Below are 16,438 nucleotides of genomic sequence, written 5' to 3'. Positions count from 1 at the left end.
AATGATAATCATGGAGGAGATCGTATGGTTCGTGCAATTGTAACAGATCCGTTTGCTTCAGGATATTTCGCGATAAAGGAAGTTGCCACCCCACAGGCCCAGCCTTGGGAAGCGATCGTTCAAGTACAGGCCTTCTCTCTTAATCGGGGTGAAGTTGTAGATGCAAGGAATAATGGAAAACAGATCAGACCAGGCTGGGATTTTGCTGGGATCGTCATCGAGCAGGCCAAAGATGGCACGGGTCCGAAACAAGGAAGCCGTGTGGTAGGCCTTCTCCCAATGGGAGCATGGGCCGAACAAGTTGCTGCCCCTACTTCATTACTGGCTGAATTTCCCGATGATATTACCTTCGCCCAGGCTGCTACTTTACCGGTAGCCGGTCTGTCAGCGCTCTATACGCTTAGAAAAGGAGGAATGCTGCTCGGTAAGCGAATATTGATAACTGGCTCGACTGGCGGAGTTGGGATTTTTGCACACCAGCTAGCAGCGCAATCAGGAGCTTTTACAGTAGGTGTAGCCAGAACAAAGGAAAAAGCTCTACTTGTTCAAGAGGCTGGTGCTAATGAGGTTATCGTTGGAGATACGGCGATTTCATCGGTTGATACATTTGGACCTTATCATCTAATTTTGGATTCAGTAGGTGGTGATACGCTGGCTGCATTACTACCTCAGCTTGTGCCAGAGGGGATATGTGTATCCATGGGACATTCGTCCTCACCTTACGCAACGATTAATATCAGGGGCTTAGGTGGTAGGACCTTATATAGCTTCTTTCTAGGAGAGGAGATAAATCGCTATCCGCCAGCGGAAGATCTGAAATTACTAGGTGAGCTTGTTTCAAAAGGCCAGTTAGTACCAAGGATCGAAGTGGAGGCATCGTGGAAGGAAATTGGAACTATTGCCCAACAATTGATAGATCGGAAGTTTTCCGGTAAAGCAGTGCTCCAAATAAGTTAGATGGGAGCGCCCTTATATTGAAAATGACAAGGAGATTGTATCTCCAGACTAGTCTCCGCTCATGATGTTCACATTTTAAGCATAAGCAAAAATCGACCCTGTGGCGTACCCTGTCAAGTAGAGAACTAAAAAGATGCCTCTATACAGCAACCGTTCCTCGTTATTCAAACGGGGGCGGTTGTTTAATTTTTTTATGGAATTGTCGTATTTTGTCAGATGTAGTCGGAATTTTTTCTATATTTCATAAAACCTATTTACATACTTGGTTTAACGCGATATATTAAGTATCAAATTTGAATCATTTTGTGGATTGAACGAGGGGGAAATGAAATCATGAATATCCAAAAAGAGCTCCAAAGAAACAAAAAGCTAGGGCTGGGGGCTATCATGCTACTGGTGCTGGTTTTGCTGGTCACTGCATGTGGCGTGCCGAAAACAGAGAGCGGCACTCAAGGGACAAGCACTGCAGGATCGAATACAACAAACGGAAAAACGGACAATTTAAATCTAAAGGGTAAACGGGTTGCGTTGATCATGGAGTTTAACACGGGCACATTTTCGCAACAGTATGTTCAAGGTGTGGAAGAGGAAGTTAAGAAATTCGGCGGTACGCTGACTAAGTTTGTGGCAGATAACGATAAGGCTAAAATGGCTTCTCTGCTTGATAGTGCGATTAACCAGCAGTTTGATGTCATTTTGACTGATCACGGTGATGCATTGCTGGAGACAGGGCTGAAAAAAGCAATTTCCCGCAATATTCCGGTTATCGTGTTCGATGCTGCCGTCAATGTTCCGGGTGCGGTAGTGCTCTCACAGGATGACCAAAGCATGGCTGAGCTGACGCTGGAGCAAATGAAAAAGGATATCGGTGGCAAAGGCAACATTGTGAAAGTATGGGTTGCCGGATTTGCACCGATGGAACGTCGTCAGGTTGCTTATGGTGCATTTTTGAAATCTAATCCGGATATTAAAGAAATTGCGACTTTTGGTTCGGCTCAGAATCCTGCGTTGGATACGCAAGCCAAAATGGAAGCTGTATTAAAGCAATATCCTAAGGGCGAAATTACAGCCGTCTGGGCGGCGTGGGATGAGTTTGCCAAAGGCGCAGCCCGTGCCATCCAACAAGCGGGACGTACGGAAATTAAAGTCTACGGCATTGACATGAGCGACGAGGACTTGCAAATGATCCAGGACCCGAAAAATCCTTGGGTGGCCTCGGCAGCCGTAGATCCAACAGATATCGGGCGCGTACAAGTGCGCTATGCATATCAGAAGCTGCATGGGGATAATCCGGAGGAGAAAGTCGTACTGAAGGCTGTATATGTGCAACGCGAAGCGCTGCCAGATAAGCAAATTTCCACATCCGAGCTGTCCCAATATGTGAAGGGATGGGGCCAAAGCGAGCAGGGCTATAAGGATTGGATGAAGGAATATGAAACATCCAAATAAAATGTTTGCATAACGCAAAGGCGCGCTTCGGCGCGCTTTTATCATAAGCAGACGTGAGGGGGCACCATGAGTTCACAAGTATATACATTGGAAATGAAAAAAATCAGCAAACAGTTTGCTGGTGTAGATGCGCTGCGAGCTGTGGATTTTACGGTGCAGGGTGGCGAAATACACGCTCTGCTGGGCGCCAACGGGGCAGGGAAAAGCACATTGATGAAGATTTTGTCCGGTGCGTATCGTTCCGATCAGGGAGCTATCGTAGTTGGTGGCAAGGAACTGAACATTAGTTCACCGTGGGAGGCTAAAAGAGCGGGAATTCACTGTGTGTATCAAGAGGTCGATTCAGCGCTTGTACCTCAGTTAACTGTCGCTGAAAATATTGTAATGGACGATTTGTCTGCACCTGATGGTCGATGGTGGGCTGCACCGGGTTCTATGCGAAGACGAGCGCGTGAGGCATTAGCACGTCTGGAGGTAGATATTGACGTACGACGATATGTGTCTGAATTGACGTTGGCAGAAAAACAGCTTGTGCTTATCGCACGCATTTTGACACAGCAAGCAAATACCATCATTTTTGATGAGCCTACGGCGCCGCTCAGCGAGGAAGAAACGCGACGTTTGTTCCGCACAATCCATACACTCAAGGATGAGGGAGTTGCATGTATCCTCATCACACACCGATTGCAGGAGGTTATCGAACACAGTGACCATGTTACGGTGATGCGTGATGGTGAGCGCGTGTTCACGGGGTCTGCCTCTGATTTAAGTGTAGGAGACATTGTTACGCATATGCTTGGGAAAACATTTGAAGAGGAGTTCCCAAAAACAGAGGTACCGATTGGTGAAACGGTATTGGAAGCAAAAGGGCTTCACAAAGGATTACGAGTGCACGGCGTTGATTTACAAGTCCGATGTGGTGAAATTCTCTCTATTGTGGGTTTGGTTGGTGCAGGCAAGACAGAACTGTCACGACTTCTTACAGGAGCAGACAAGCCGGATAAGGGAGAGCTGACCTTTAAAGGTCGCTCCATTCGATTGAGAGAGCCAGCGGACGCGGTAGCTCAAGGAATTGTGTCCATACCCGAGGAGCGGCGTAAGCAGGGGGTGTTGATTGAAGAGAGTGTGGAAAGAAATCTCAGCCTTCCGCTTTTGGGCAAGCTGAGTGTCCTTGGTTTCATTAGTCGGCATAAAGAACGAAATAACGGTAATGGGATTGTCGCCTCTCTCGGTATTAAGACGCCATCGCTCCGCCAGAATGTTAAATATTTAAGTGGTGGGAATCAGCAAAAAGTTGCGATTGGGAAATGGTTGCATTCTGGAGCGGATGTATTTGTTTTTGACGAGCCAACCAAGGGTGTAGATATAGGGGCAAAAAGTGATATTTTCCGTATCATTGGCGAGTTGGCGGAACAAGGAAAAGCGATCATTTATCTAACCTGTGAATTTGCTGAAGGGATTGGCATTGGTGATCGGATTGCAGTGATGTATGATGGCAAAATTATAAAGGAATTTGCGCGGGGCGAAGTGGAACAGGAACAGCTTCTATTGTATGCCAGCGGCGGTGAAGAGGTGCATTCATGAAGGAAAAATGGTTAAACGTCTCATTTCGTTACGGTGCCGTAGTTGTCATTATAGGTGTGTTGGCGTTTTTTTCATCTACATTACCTTATTTCTGGACGTATGATAATTTAATGGACATTCTTGGCTCAATTGCCATTGTGACTTTCGTTGCCATTGGTGTGACGTTGTCACTTATTGTGGACGGTTTTGACCTGTCGGTGGGAGCTACAGTATCTTTGACAACGGTCGTTTCAGCTTCTTTGATGGTCTGGTATGAGCAGCCTGTTGCGGTGGTCATTATTGTGTCTCTGGTTGTCGGTGCTTTGGTAGGACTGTTGAATTCATTACTGATCATTAAACTGCGTATTCCTGATTTGCTCGCGACCCTTGCAATCATGTATATTGTAAGCGGGATTCACAAAACGTACGCCCAAGGCTATACCATATACAATCATATGCAGTTTCCCGATGGCAGCAAGGCGCCGGGGGAGATATCTCCTGCATTTCTTTTGCTGGGGCAAGGTAAATGGTTGGGTATCCCGATTTCAGTTATTTTACTGTTGCTGGCTGTGGCAGCGGTGCATGTCTTCTTGACCTATACAAAGCATGGGCGTCAAATGTATGTAACGGGTGGAAATGAGGAAGCTGCTCGTCTGTCGGGCATACGGGTAAAAAAAGTCCGTACTCTAGCCTATGTTGCTTCAGGGGTATTTGCGGCGATTGCCGGTATTTTGTATGCCTCGCGAGTAGGCTCAGGCCAAATTGACGCGGGGTCCCCCTTGCTCATGGAGGCGGTAGCTGCAGTATTCGTCGGTTTTTCGGTCTTTGGTGCTGGTAAACCCAATGTCATTGGTACATTTATTGGTGCGGTTTTGATCGGCGTGTTGGTTAATGGACTAACGATGATGAATGTGCAATATTTTGCCCATGATATTGTCAAGGGAGTAGTGCTGGTGCTTGCGCTGGCCGTTACTTTTTACGTGTTAAACCGTCGTCGTACTTGAAATTGTCTGTGGACTGTATTACTATAAACCTTGTTCCACGCAAGAAGGGTGCCATAAAACGCCAGTTTCGGCCTATATTGCGGAGGTTAGGTATATTCTATGTATATTTAACGACGAAACGGAAACAGATGATAACATTATGGAAGGCAGTACGCCGCCCGGGTTATTTTATACAGGCGACCTCATATCGGTCATTAACACCGATAACCTTAATGCTGGACTACACTTGAATTGGGAGGTGAATATTATGAATAAAACGGATTTGATCAATCAGGTTTCTGAAAGCACTGAATTGTCCAAAAAGGACGTAACCAAAGCAATCGATGCAGTATTTGAGGCGATCTCTGGAGCGCTGCAAAGCGGAGATAAGGTGCAACTGGTAGGTTTCGGGAACTTTGAGGTTCGTGAACGTTCCGCACGTAAAGGACGTAACCCGCAAACAGGAGAAGAAATCGAAATCCCTGCGAGCAAAATTCCGGCATTTAAACCGGGTAAAGCGCTCAAAGACGGAATTAAATAAGATTTCTTACATATTCCCAATGCGCTGAAAAGACCGTGAATTTGATTCACGGCCTTTTCTTTTTGTCCTGTTTACTTCGTGGTAGAGGTGCTATGGACTGAAGAAGAGGAAGCTGTTCTGCCGTTTCGCGAGGCATAAGCGATCAGCACTAGGGGTTCACCTGTTAGCTCGGCAAATTCATGCTCCAGCTGTTGAAGTCGTTCGATTTGGGCAGGACTGAGAGTGGCGGGAAGATAGTTTTTCATCAGATCCGTTCCTTTCTTTAATAGATGGGACTGCACAGATAGTATGGCTCGGGACACGCTAATTGTTGCAGGTAGCGAAGGAAGCATGTAGTTGACAAAACAAGCTTGAATCTCCATCATAAAAAGTATAGCTTCGGCTCTCAGGGAGGAAAAGGACATGGAAGATAACGTGACGGGTAGCAGTGAGTACGTCGTAATTAAAGCGAAAAGCAACGGATGTCAGGTTTTTGGTCTGACCAGAGGTCAGGATACACGCTTGCATCATTCAGAAAAATTGGACAAGGGCGAGGTGCTGATCGTCCAATTTACGGATCATACTTCTGCTATTAAAATTCGCGGCAAAGCCGTTGTGATGACTAAGCACGGGGTAGTAGATACGGAGGATTAAAATGCAGGCATAGCCTGCTTTTTTTTGTTGTAGAATGAGAGTGAGGACCTTTACCGTAGCAAACCCACATTATGAGGTAGAGGTCAGGGGAGGCTCTGATGAAACCTTGGATTGTATTCGGTGGCTCCATTCTCATAACCATCGCAGCAGCTGTGTTGCTGCCGTCCTTACAGGTGCTGGACTCAGGAACCGCAGCAGTTCGCGAGACACAGGCGACGATTTCGCCTCAGCAACGGGTGCTGCTGTCGGATGACAATCTGGTGGATACGCTGAACGAGCTACCGTTGACCACACCGATTGCAAGCGCAAGCTGGGAACATTCAGTCCTGACCCTGGATGTCAAGCTGTCCAAGGAAGAAACTGCCCCACTAGAGATTTATCAAAACATGGCGGAGCTTGCCGCCTTTAGCTTTTACGGAACGACGAATGTACGGCAATTGCTGCTTCGGGTGGTGACGCAGGACGAATGGTCAGGAGAACGTCATTTGCTGCTTGCATCCGATATACGTCGGAACGAGTGGACGAACGAGGCATTGGAACAGCTGAGAAGCCGGGAAGGCGCGGAATTGCCAGAGGATTTAAAATCCCGTTTCCGCATTACAGTAACGCCCATGTGGCAAAACAGGTTTAACGGTGTATATACAGAATAGATGTTTCTGCCGGTGGACCTACAGTACTTTAGTCGCGAATCATTTTAAATTGTGATATAATATAAGGCATTGCAATTATTTGAGTATAGCAGAAAGTCATGTCTCGGAGGCTTAGGATGAAACCGTATCGCGTACCCCAATTAGCAAGGAAATATGTGGAATACGACATGATTCAACAACATACGGAAATGCCGGCTTTTCCTGACAGCCGTACCCGTTTGATGTTTGTGTTTTTGAACCGGAATGCGCAGGAGCTGCATGCCAGTGAGGACGAACTGTACGCATTGGTAACCTCACTTGTGCAGATGGGGCTGGATACGCATGATATGATTGATACTTTATCCGGTATACGGAGCCCGGAGGAGATGCGTTCCAGACAGCTGAAAGTGTTAGCTGGGGACTATTTTAGCAGTCGTTTTTATCAGCTGCTTGCACTGGCAGGCCGCATCACGGCCATTTCGAAGCTGAGTGATGCTGTATGTGAAGTGAACGCAGGGAAAATGAGTCTGTACTGGGGGATGAAGCAATTCCGATTGGATGCAACTCAGTATTTAACTCAGATGGTTCGTTTCAAAAAGGAGCTTTTTTTATCATTCACTTCACTTGTAGCAGAACAGGATCAGGAAATTTGGAAGCAGCTTCTCAACAAATTTGCCCTCTGTGACACCTTGGTGGAGGAATGGGGCAAGCGGACAGAACCGGACAAGTCCCGTTTCGGATATATGTTCTGGCATATTTATGGTAACGGGAATCGGAACGAGCAGGCATTGCTTTCAGAGAGTGGTACTGACACTGAAGCATGGCGTAAGCTTGTTCTGAAATACAAAGCCGAGGATGCGATACTGGACAAGCTTCGCACGGCTGTTACACACATCCGGCAGATCCTGTCAGATGATCAAAATACGGGGATCGAGGAATTTGAACGCATGCTTGAGCCTTTCCTGAAGCTGCTAAATAGTCCGCACCCAGTTGTGAGGGAAGGTTAGGTGAACGTGATGGGATCAAGCGACACCAAGCCGAAAGAGCAATTCGTTCATGGCGTGTTTGAAAGCATAGCAGGTAAATACGATTTGATGAACGATATACTGAGCTTTCGCAGACATAAGGCTTGGCGGAAATTTACGATGAAAAAAATGAACATGCATCGCGGCGATACGGCAATTGATCTTTGCTGTGGTACATGTGACTGGACGCTTGCGATGGCGCGAGCAAGTGAAAGTGGTCACATCGTAGGACTCGATTTTAGTCAGAACATGCTCAATGTTGGCGAGCGTAAGATTACATCAGAATCCCGTGAAAAGCAAATTAAGCTTGTTCAGGGCAACGCGATGGAACTACCTTTTGAAGATAATTCATTTGATTATGCGACGATTGGTTTCGGTCTGCGCAACGTGCCTGATCTGCGCCACGTGTTACAGGAGATGCAACGAGTCGTCAAACCTGGCGGGCAGGTCGTATGTCTGGAATTGTCCAAACCTACTTGGCAGCCGTTCAAGGGAATTTACTACACATATTTTCAACACATCTTGCCCATGCTCGGCAAATTGTTCGCCAAACGTTATGAGCAGTATAAATGGCTCCCTGATTCGTTGGCGCTTTTTCCAGGAAGGGATGAGTTGGCTGGCATCTTCCGTGAAGTCGGATTGAAGGATGTTCAGGCTCATTCTCTCACCGGAGGCATTGCGGCATTGCACATTGGAATCAAGGAGAGTCAGCATGTTTAAGAAAATTGCTATTTTTTTGGAAATGATTAAAATTGAACATACGTTATTTGCGCTCCCATTTGCATTCATGGGGGCTGTATTGGGGTCTGTTATCGTGACAGGCAACCTTCCCTCCTGGCCGCAGATCGGCTGGATCCTGCTAGCTATGGTTGGCGCACGTAGCGCGGCTTTTGGCTTCAATCGTATGATTGACCGGGTGATTGACGGGAAAAATCCGCGCACAGCAGGACGCGCTATACCGGCGGGGTTGCTCAAATCGAGCGAAGTGGTGATTTTCATTATCGTCAGTTTGGTGTTGTTATTCTGGGCATCATTCAAGTTAAGTCCGCTGGCGTTCAAGCTGTTCCCGCTGGCCTTTTTTATGCTCGTTTTTTATTCTTACACCAAGCGTTTCACTTGGCTTTGCCATATTGTACTTGGTCTGACCATTGGTTTGGCGCCACTCGGCGCGTGGGTTGCAGTAACGGGACAAATAGATTTGACCGCTATCGTACTATATCTCACGATTGCATTTTGGACGGCGGGATTTGATGTAATTTATGCTTGTCAGGATATAGATTTTGACCAAAACGAAGGAGTTTATTCTATTCCTGCCCGTTTTGGTGTAGCAGGTGCGTTGAACATCGCTCGGGCATTCCACGTCATTACGGCAATCGGATTTATTGTACTGTTCTTTATTGCAGATTTAAGCTGGTGGTATCTGGCGGGCATGATTATTTCGTACATTATTTTATTTTATGAACACTATATCGTATCTCCAAAAGATTTGAGTCGCTTGCAGACGGCATTCTTTACTATGAACGGTGTACTTAGCACTGTCGTGTTTGCCTTTACACTGATTGATTTGGTGGTGCGTCAATACTAATGAATAATCAGGTGAGCGGACATCAAGGCAAACGAATCGTTATTGGCATTACAGGCGCGAGCGGAAGCATTTATGGTGTGCGACTGGTAGAGACTCTGCTGGACTTGCAATACACAGTTCACCTGATCGTTTCCAATGCTGGCTGGCGGGTTTTGAAAGAGGAGTTGGGCTGGAATGTGACTGACCGGGAAGGGGCTTTGAATGAACAATTCGGAGGCCGTCCCGGTTCTCTTGTATACCATCCATTCACAGATATTGGAGCTTCGATTGCGAGCGGCTCTTATTTGGTGGATGCGATGATTATTATGCCATGCTCGATGGGGACGTTGTCAGCAGTAGCACACGGTTCGTCCGATAACCTCATGGCAAGGGCAGCGGACGTGATGATGAAGGAAGGTCGTCCGCTGATCCTTGTGCCTCGTGAAACGCCTCTACATGCCATTCATTTGGAAAACATGCTTAAGCTTGCGAGACTCGGCGTCAAAATGATTCCGGCTATGCCGGCTTTTTACTTTCATCCGAAGACGCTGGATGATATTGTGCTGTTCCTCGTAGGCAAAGTATTGGACAGCTTGCGTATAGAACATCAACTGTTTACGAGATGGGGGGATTCCGATGCCGACACCGGACACCAAGACAATCACAATCGGAAAAATTAAATATACGAACGCTTGGCCTATTTTTCATTATTTTAATCCTTCTGAGCTTCTCCATTCGGCGGAGATGGTTTCTAAAGTTCCGGCTGAATTGAATCGAGGTATGCTGAATGGGAGTTTGGATATCAGTGCGATGTCCTCCTTTGCGTATGCATCGGGTGCTGAGGAAATGCTATTGTTGCCGGATTTATCCGTCAGTGCAGATGGTCCTGTGCAATCCATTTTGCTATTTTCACGCAAGCCGCTGGACGAAATCAAAAACGGAACCATTGCACTAACGAATACGTCTGCTACATCTGTGAATTTGTTGAAAATTTTGATGCAAAAGGCATGGGAAGGTCAGCCTTCCTATTTTGACTGTGAACCGGATCTTGACTTGATGCTGGAACTGGCAGATGCAGGGCTGCTGATTGGAGATCACGCGATTAAGGCATCTTGGCGAAGCGAAGGTCTGTATGTTACGGACCTCGGAGAAGAGTGGAAGCGCTGGACAGGCTACAGTATGACTTTTGCTGTATGGGCAGTACGACGTGCTGTTGCTGCTCAAAATCCCGCGGCGGTGGCTGAAATTGCAAGTGCGTTCCGCGCAAGCAAGCAGCTTAGTCTGTCGGACCTGACGCCTGTTATTTCTGAAGCATGCGAGGAAATTGGAGGTCTGCGAGATTATTGGGAGCGCTACTTTACTAATCTGTGTTATGATTTTGGAGAGAAGCAACAACAAGGTTTAGAGCTTTATTTTCAGTATGCGCATGAACTGGGGCTGCTTGACCGACAAGTGAAGCCGCTTCTCTGGAGTGACAATACGCTGACACGGGTGAAAGAATGAAACGATTGGATTTGTTCGGTTTATTAAAGAAGGATATGAACTTTATAGAAGAAGAGTTGTATCGCAGTATCGACAGTACGGAGCCGCTGATTAACGATACGTCGCTTCATCTGCTTAAAGCAGGGGGCAAGCGTTTGCGTCCCGTATTTGTATTGCTGGGAGGCAAGTTTGGAGAATATGATCTGGACAAGCTAAAGCGTATAGCGGTACCTCTGGAACTGATTCATTCTGCCTCTCTCGTTCACGACGATGTGATTGACGATGCGGAAATGAGACGCGGTCAACCCACCGTGAAGTCCAAATGGGACAATCGGGTGGCTATGTACACCGGAGACTACATATATGCACGTGCGCTGTCTATTGCTGCTGGACTGCCGAATCCCGACATTCACCGGGTACTGTCTAAAGCGCTGGTGCAGATGTCCATTGGTGAAATGGAACAAATTCGTGATTTTTTTAATGTGGATCAGAGTGTGCGTAATTATTTACTTCGCATACGGCGCAAAACGGCATTGTTGATTGCGGTTAGTTGCCAGCTGGGAGCTATGGCTGCAGGGGCACGAGAAAGTGTCAATTCCCTGCTGTACAGCTACGGTTATAACGTAGGTATGGCTTTTCAAATTCAGGATGATCTGCTTGATCTTTGTGGCACGGAAAAAAAGATTGGCAAGCCGCCGGGCAGCGATATGAGACAGGGGAATATTACTCTTCCGGTGATTTATGCGCTTGAACAGCCTGAGTTGCGTGCCGATCTACTGGCTGAAATCCGCCGCATTCAGGATGGAGATGGGCAAGGAGACGCACGCAAAGCGGTGGATATGATCAAAAAAAGTGAAGGAATCGCTAAAGCTGAAATTCTCGCCGACCGATATATTAATAAAGCGCTAAACGCGCTGGACTTACTACCAGATGTCAAAACAAAAAAGACGCTACGCGATATTGCTCATTTTGTAACACGCCGCTCCTACTAAAGTTGTGTTTTGGGTTTGCTGTGACAAAATGCTTTAACCGGTTCCAAGCTTTCTGTTACAATACAGTTTAGTACTGTATAAATACATTAGATTGGATTGGGAGTGAGCCGATGGATCGTACTTTTTTGATGGTTAAACCGGATGGTGTACAACGTGGATTGATTGGACGCATCATCAGTCGACTGGAAGACAAAGGCTTCAAAATGACGGCTGGCAAGCTTGTGCAAGTGTCTAGAGAACAGGCAGAACGGCATTATGCGGAGCATGTGGGCAAGCCCTTTTTTGAAGAGCTTGTAGGTTTTATCACATCAGGCCCTGTGTTTGCTATGGTATGGGAAGGGGATAACATCGTTACGCTTTCCCGCTTGTTGATTGGTAAAACACAAGTAACTGAAGCTCTTCCGGGCACAATTCGTGGAGACTTTGCAGCACATACACCGTTTAACCTCATTCATGGTTCAGATTCACCGGAGAGCGCAGAGCGCGAGATTGCAAATTTTTTCATGCCGGAAGAATCCGTTCGGTATGAAAAAAGTGTGGCGACCTGGATGTAAGTTAAATTACGTATGAAGAAGGATGGTAGCATGACGGATATGGAACTGGGTCAGATGGACCCCGATTACACAGCGTTTATCCGCAAAATCAAGGACAGCACAGGTATTGATCTTGCACAATACAAAGAAGCACAGATGAAAAGGCGGTTAACTACGCTTCGCAACAAAAACGGGTTTCCCAGTTTTGTTTCTTTTTATGATGCCATGATGAAGGAAAAACCTCTATTCTATGAATTTCTGGATCGGATGACGATCAATGTTTCGGAATTTTGGCGAAATCCCAATCGGTGGGAAGTACTACGGGATACAATCTTGCCACAACTGCTTGTGGGGAAGCAGAAGCTTAAGCTGTGGAGTGCGGCCTGCTCGACTGGTGAAGAGCCTTATAGCCTGGCTATGGTTCTCGACGGTAAAGGGATTTTGGGGAATTGTTCCATTACAGCTTCCGACATTGATGACGGTGCATTGGCAAAAGCCAAGGAAGGCAAATATTTGGAGCGTTCGCTCAAGGATGTACCTGAGCAGGTAGCTAGTAAATATTTTAAGCCGGATGGTGCGATGTATCGAATTGATGACCGTTTGAAACAAGCCGTGAAATTTCAAAAGCAAAACTTGCTGCTGGATCGGTTTGAGGATGGTTATGATCTCATTATCTGTCGAAATGTAATGATTTATTTTACAGAAGAGGCCAAACATACGTTGTATCAAAAGTTTGCAGCCAGTCTTCGTCCCGGCGGTGTGTTATTTGTCGGTAGTACAGAGCAAATCTTTTCTCCTAACCAATATGGTCTGGAATCGACGGAAACCTTTTTTTATCGCAAAAAAGCATAAGCTTGCACATATTATCCAAAGTTTTGTAGGAACTTATTTATATCCTTGAGTAATGATGGTTGCTTATCAGCAAAGCACGTCCTTTAGCCCCTTTGGCTAAGAGGCGTGTTTTTGTTTATCTGCATACACGTGGCTTTTCTTGTCAAAGAAAGGTGCGTATACTATAATGAAGCACAGTTAAAGATTTTAGCGATGCACAGTTTAACAGTTTAAAGGGGGAACGCGTCATGAGTTTACGTTATTTAACCGCGGGGGAAACGCATGGTCCCCAGCTAACTGCTATTGTAGAGGGTATGCCGAGCAATTTAAAATTGGATTTTGAGGAATTGAATTTTCAGCTGCACCGTCGTCAGAAAGGGTATGGACGGGGTCGGCGTATGCAGATTGAAAAAGATACGGCGAAGATTGCCGGAGGCGTACGTCACGGTTATACCACAGGTGCACCGATTGCGCTGGTTGTGGAAAATAACGATTGGAAGCACTGGCAGAACATTATGAATATTGAGCCTATTGAAGGCAGTGATGAAGACAAGCGTCGGGTTCACCGGCCACGTCCGGGTCATGCAGATTTGAATGGCGGAATGAAATACAACCTGAAGGACCTTCGTAACGTGCTGGAGCGCTCCAGTGCACGTGAAACAGCAATTCGTGTGGCATGCGGCGGTTTGGCCCGTCAATTGCTGGCTGAGTTCGGAATCAAGGTGGCAGGTCAGGTCATCCGTATTGGGGAAATCGAAGCTCCTTACCGTGATTTGCCGATTGATGAGCTGATTGCCGTGACAGAAGCCTCCTCGGTGAGAGTAACCGATCCAGAAACCGAAAAGAAAATGGAAGCATACATTGATCTGATCAAGCAAGAAGGTGATTCAGTCGGTGGGGTAGTGGAATGTATTGTAGAAGGTGTTCCGATTGGTCTGGGCAGTCATGTACAGTATGATCGGAAACTGGATGCACGTATCGCACAAGGCGTCATGTCGATTAATGCATTTAAAGGCGTGGAAATTGGCATCGGCTTTGAAGCAGGGGAATTGCGCGGTTCACAGGTGCATGATGAGATTCTATATGATGAGGAACGTGGATATCACCGTCGTACCAATCGTTTGGGTGGTTTTGAGGGTGGTATGACGAATGGAATGCCAGTTGTGGTTCGTGGCGTAATGAAGCCGATTCCCACACTCTACAAGCCGTTGCAAAGCGTCGACATTGATACAAAGGAAGCGTTCACCGCACAGGTTGAGCGTTCGGATGCATGTGCAGTGCCAGCGGCAAGCGTAGTTATGGAGCATGTCGTAGCTTGGGAGATTGCGAAAGCTTTGCTAGAAAAATTCGGTGGGGATTCGATTGAAGAGATTCGCGCGAATATTGCATCCTACGAAGAACAACTGGGGCGGTACTAAGATGAGTACGCTGACGGTACAGCTTGGCGAACGTTCTTATCCTATTCATATCGGACGAGGGCTGTTACATCGAGCCGGAGAGTTGTTGAAGGAACGAGGAATTGCGCAAAAAAGCCCGTTGTTGATTGTTTCTGACGAAAATGTAGCGGGATTCTACTTGGCAACATTGGAGAGCAATCTTCAGGCATCTGGCTACAAGACAGTGTCCTTTGTCGTTAAGCCAGGTGAGACCTCCAAGTCGCTTGCTGTATTTGAGCAGGTCATAACAGCAGCCATTGAGGGCGGTTTGGATCGCAATTCAGCCGTTATTGCACTTGGTGGTGGTGTGGTGGGTGATTTGGCTGGATTTGTGGCAGCTTCTTATATGAGAGGTGTCAAGTTTGTACAGATCCCCACTACGATCCTTGCCCATGATAGTAGCGTGGGCGGTAAGGTCGGCATCAACCATCCTTTGGCGAAGAATATGATAGGAGCCTTCCATCAACCGGAACTTGTGTTGTATGACGTAGATACGTTGTCTACCTTGCCTCCTCGTGAGGTATCTGCGGGGCTTGCTGAAATGATCAAGCATGGTTTGATCTGGGATGCTGATTTCGCCCAGTGGTGCCGTGACCATGCGACTGATTTGCTTGCGCTGGATGCGACAGCTCTGGAGTACGGTCTGGAAAAGGGATGTTCCGTAAAAGCCGAAGTGGTGTCGCGCGATGAACGAGAAAATAATTTACGCGCTATTCTAAACCTAGGTCATACGATTGGCCATGCCATTGAAGCCATTGCGGGATATGGTGAGTTTTTACACGGGGAAGCCATTTCTATTGGTATGGTCGGCTCCGCACTTTTGGGCGTGAAGCTGGGGGCAGATCCTTCTTTGGTAGATGAAACGAAGGATATGTTATCTTCGCTACGGCTACCGACCTCCCTTCCGTCACATCTCGATACAGATCGGCTGCTGGACGCGATGATGCATGACAAAAAGTTCAAAGAAGGCAGCATTACTTTTGTCGTCCCACGTAGCATCGGGCACGTGGAGGTTGTGAAGGATATTTCCGTCTCTTACATCCGACAAGTTATTGAACAGTTAAAAGAGGGGGCGTAACGATGTACAATCGGGGAATTCGTGGCGCGACGACCGTAGTGAATAATGAAGAAAACGAAATTTTGGAAGCAACATGCCAACTACTGGAGGAAATTGTATCCTACAATGAAATTCAGCCGGAGGATATTAGTAACGTATGGATTACGGTGACCCATGACCTGGATACTGCCTTTCCAGCCAAGGCCATTCGTCAGCTTGATGGCTGGGATATGGTTCCGCTCATGTGTGCATTAGAAATTCCTGTGGCAGGCAGTTTACCCAAGTGCATCCGTTTGATGGTACAGGTGAACACCGATAAATCCCAGCGGGAAATTAAACATGTATATTTGAACGGAGCACAGGCGTTAAGACCGGATCTGGCTTCCCAAGGGAAATAAGTGCCCGTTTTTAAAGTTGATGGTTGCCAAAGTAACATTCCATGAGATATAGTGTGTGTAGCAGAGTTAAGTAGAGTAGAGTTAGCCAGAGACAGAGTTGAGATGAGAAGAGTGCAGCCTTAGCCAATTCCATATGAGATTACAGAGATCGGCGGTAGCGGATAAGCTTTTGTCCATGAAGAGATATTCTTCTACAGAGAAGCTTATTTGAGGCAACCTGCGCGGTTATACAAAGGGATGAGTGTATACTTATCTATTTGCTGTAGTCATTTTACATATGGAGCATTCTTATAATTTCAATAACTGACAGCCTCTACCTTACTGGTAGAGGCTTTTTTATATTCTCTCCATTGGTTCTGCGCCAA

19 protein-coding genes are annotated in these 16,438 nt (G+C 46.7%); 18 read left to right on the top strand and 1 reads right to left on the bottom strand.

Features of this window, described 5'->3' with window-relative positions:
• Positions 1 to 24 precede the first annotated feature (24 nt).
• From KAI37_RS15420 to KAI37_RS15400, 5 genes are all read left to right on the top strand, one after another.
• A complete protein-coding gene (locus tag KAI37_RS15420) occupies positions 25 to 957 on the top strand; it encodes a zinc-binding dehydrogenase (RefSeq protein ID WP_220029789.1) in 933 nt (310 codons plus the stop codon).
• 333 nt (positions 958 to 1,290) lie between these two features.
• On the top strand, positions 1,291 to 2,406 hold the full coding sequence (locus KAI37_RS15415; protein WP_013310735.1) for a sugar ABC transporter substrate-binding protein: 1,116 nt from the start codon (positions 1,291 to 1,293) through the stop codon (positions 2,404 to 2,406).
• A gap of 66 nt (positions 2,407 to 2,472) precedes the next feature.
• A complete protein-coding gene (locus KAI37_RS15410; protein WP_220029788.1) occupies positions 2,473 to 3,990 on the top strand; it encodes a sugar ABC transporter ATP-binding protein in 1,518 nt (505 codons plus the stop codon).
• On the top strand, positions 3,987 to 4,973 hold the full coding sequence (locus KAI37_RS15405) for an ABC transporter permease (RefSeq protein ID WP_013310733.1): 987 nt from the start codon (positions 3,987 to 3,989) through the stop codon (positions 4,971 to 4,973). Before KAI37_RS15410 ends, KAI37_RS15405 begins: the two co-directional genes overlap by 4 nt.
• Positions 4,974 to 5,220: 247 nt before the next feature.
• Entirely contained in the window at positions 5,221 to 5,493 is a 273-nt protein-coding gene (locus KAI37_RS15400) for an HU family DNA-binding protein (RefSeq protein ID WP_013310732.1), read from the top strand.
• A 71-nt stretch (positions 5,494 to 5,564) separates the two neighbouring features.
• On the opposite strand, the gene KAI37_RS15395 is transcribed toward KAI37_RS15400, so the two are convergent.
• Complete coding sequence (locus tag KAI37_RS15395; RefSeq protein WP_220031535.1) at positions 5,565 to 5,858, bottom strand: hypothetical protein; 294 nt, start codon at positions 5,856 to 5,858, stop codon at positions 5,565 to 5,567.
• Positions 5,859 to 5,895: 37 nt separating this feature from the next.
• On the opposite strand from KAI37_RS15395, the gene mtrB reads away from it, so the two are divergent.
• The 13 genes from mtrB to aroH all read left to right on the top strand — a co-directional run bounded on the left by mtrB (position 5,896) and on the right by aroH (position 16,073).
• Positions 5,896 to 6,126 carry a trp RNA-binding attenuation protein MtrB gene (gene mtrB, locus KAI37_RS15390; RefSeq protein WP_013310730.1) on the top strand — a complete coding sequence of 77 codons (231 nt, stop codon included), beginning with the start codon at positions 5,896 to 5,898 and terminating at the stop codon, positions 6,124 to 6,126.
• 98 nt (positions 6,127 to 6,224) lie between these two features.
• Positions 6,225 to 6,776: a hypothetical protein gene (locus KAI37_RS15385; RefSeq protein ID WP_071641394.1), complete on the top strand. Its 552-nt coding sequence runs from the start codon at positions 6,225 to 6,227 to the stop codon at positions 6,774 to 6,776.
• Between the two features lie 116 nt (positions 6,777 to 6,892).
• Positions 6,893 to 7,762: a heptaprenyl diphosphate synthase component 1 gene (locus KAI37_RS15380; protein WP_220029787.1), complete on the top strand. Its 870-nt coding sequence runs from the start codon at positions 6,893 to 6,895 to the stop codon at positions 7,760 to 7,762.
• A 9-nt stretch (positions 7,763 to 7,771) separates the two neighbouring features.
• Positions 7,772 to 8,500: a demethylmenaquinone methyltransferase gene (locus KAI37_RS15375; RefSeq protein WP_023989173.1), complete on the top strand. Its 729-nt coding sequence runs from the start codon at positions 7,772 to 7,774 to the stop codon at positions 8,498 to 8,500.
• Entirely contained in the window at positions 8,493 to 9,365 is an 873-nt protein-coding gene (locus KAI37_RS15370) for a UbiA-like polyprenyltransferase (protein ID WP_028540635.1), read from the top strand. The genes KAI37_RS15375 and KAI37_RS15370 overlap by 8 nt, the downstream gene beginning before the upstream one ends.
• Positions 9,365 to 10,024 carry a UbiX family flavin prenyltransferase gene (locus KAI37_RS15365; protein ID WP_061829214.1) on the top strand — a complete coding sequence of 220 codons (660 nt, stop codon included), beginning with the start codon at positions 9,365 to 9,367 and terminating at the stop codon, positions 10,022 to 10,024. The genes KAI37_RS15370 and KAI37_RS15365 overlap by 1 nt, the downstream gene beginning before the upstream one ends.
• The gene (locus KAI37_RS15360; RefSeq protein WP_220029786.1) at positions 9,981 to 10,847 is read left to right on the top strand and encodes a menaquinone biosynthetic enzyme MqnA/MqnD family protein; all 867 of its coding nucleotides are present in this window, start codon (positions 9,981 to 9,983) and stop codon (positions 10,845 to 10,847) included. The genes KAI37_RS15365 and KAI37_RS15360 overlap by 44 nt, the downstream gene beginning before the upstream one ends.
• Positions 10,844 to 11,818, top strand: a complete 975-nt coding sequence (locus KAI37_RS15355) for a polyprenyl synthetase family protein (RefSeq protein ID WP_013310723.1) — start codon at positions 10,844 to 10,846, stop codon at positions 11,816 to 11,818. The genes KAI37_RS15360 and KAI37_RS15355 overlap by 4 nt, the downstream gene beginning before the upstream one ends.
• A 110-nt stretch (positions 11,819 to 11,928) precedes the next feature.
• Positions 11,929 to 12,372 (top strand): nucleoside-diphosphate kinase, encoded by a 444-nt coding sequence (gene ndk / locus KAI37_RS15350; RefSeq protein ID WP_013310722.1) that lies wholly within the window; start codon positions 11,929 to 11,931, stop codon positions 12,370 to 12,372.
• A 30-nt stretch (positions 12,373 to 12,402) separates the two neighbouring features.
• Positions 12,403 to 13,203: a CheR family methyltransferase gene (locus KAI37_RS15345; RefSeq protein WP_076293037.1), complete on the top strand. Its 801-nt coding sequence runs from the start codon at positions 12,403 to 12,405 to the stop codon at positions 13,201 to 13,203.
• A gap of 227 nt (positions 13,204 to 13,430) precedes the next feature.
• The gene (gene aroC, locus KAI37_RS15340; protein ID WP_028540638.1) at positions 13,431 to 14,600 is read left to right on the top strand and encodes a chorismate synthase; all 1,170 of its coding nucleotides are present in this window, start codon (positions 13,431 to 13,433) and stop codon (positions 14,598 to 14,600) included.
• Between the two features lies 1 nt (position 14,601).
• Positions 14,602 to 15,696 carry a 3-dehydroquinate synthase gene (gene aroB, locus KAI37_RS15335; protein ID WP_071641386.1) on the top strand — a complete coding sequence of 365 codons (1,095 nt, stop codon included), beginning with the start codon at positions 14,602 to 14,604 and terminating at the stop codon, positions 15,694 to 15,696.
• 2 nt (positions 15,697 to 15,698) lie between these two features.
• Positions 15,699 to 16,073 (top strand): chorismate mutase, encoded by a 375-nt coding sequence (aroH, locus tag KAI37_RS15330; RefSeq protein WP_013310718.1) that lies wholly within the window; start codon positions 15,699 to 15,701, stop codon positions 16,071 to 16,073.
• Positions 16,074 to 16,438 lie beyond the last annotated feature (365 nt).

Source organism: Paenibacillus sp. S25, assembly GCF_019454085.1.
In the GTDB taxonomy this organism is placed as follows: Bacteria; Bacillota; Bacilli; order Paenibacillales; family Paenibacillaceae; genus Paenibacillus; species Paenibacillus polymyxa_B.
The sequence above is the reverse complement of the archived record's forward strand: the minus strand, read 5'-3'. Positions and strand labels throughout refer to the sequence as shown.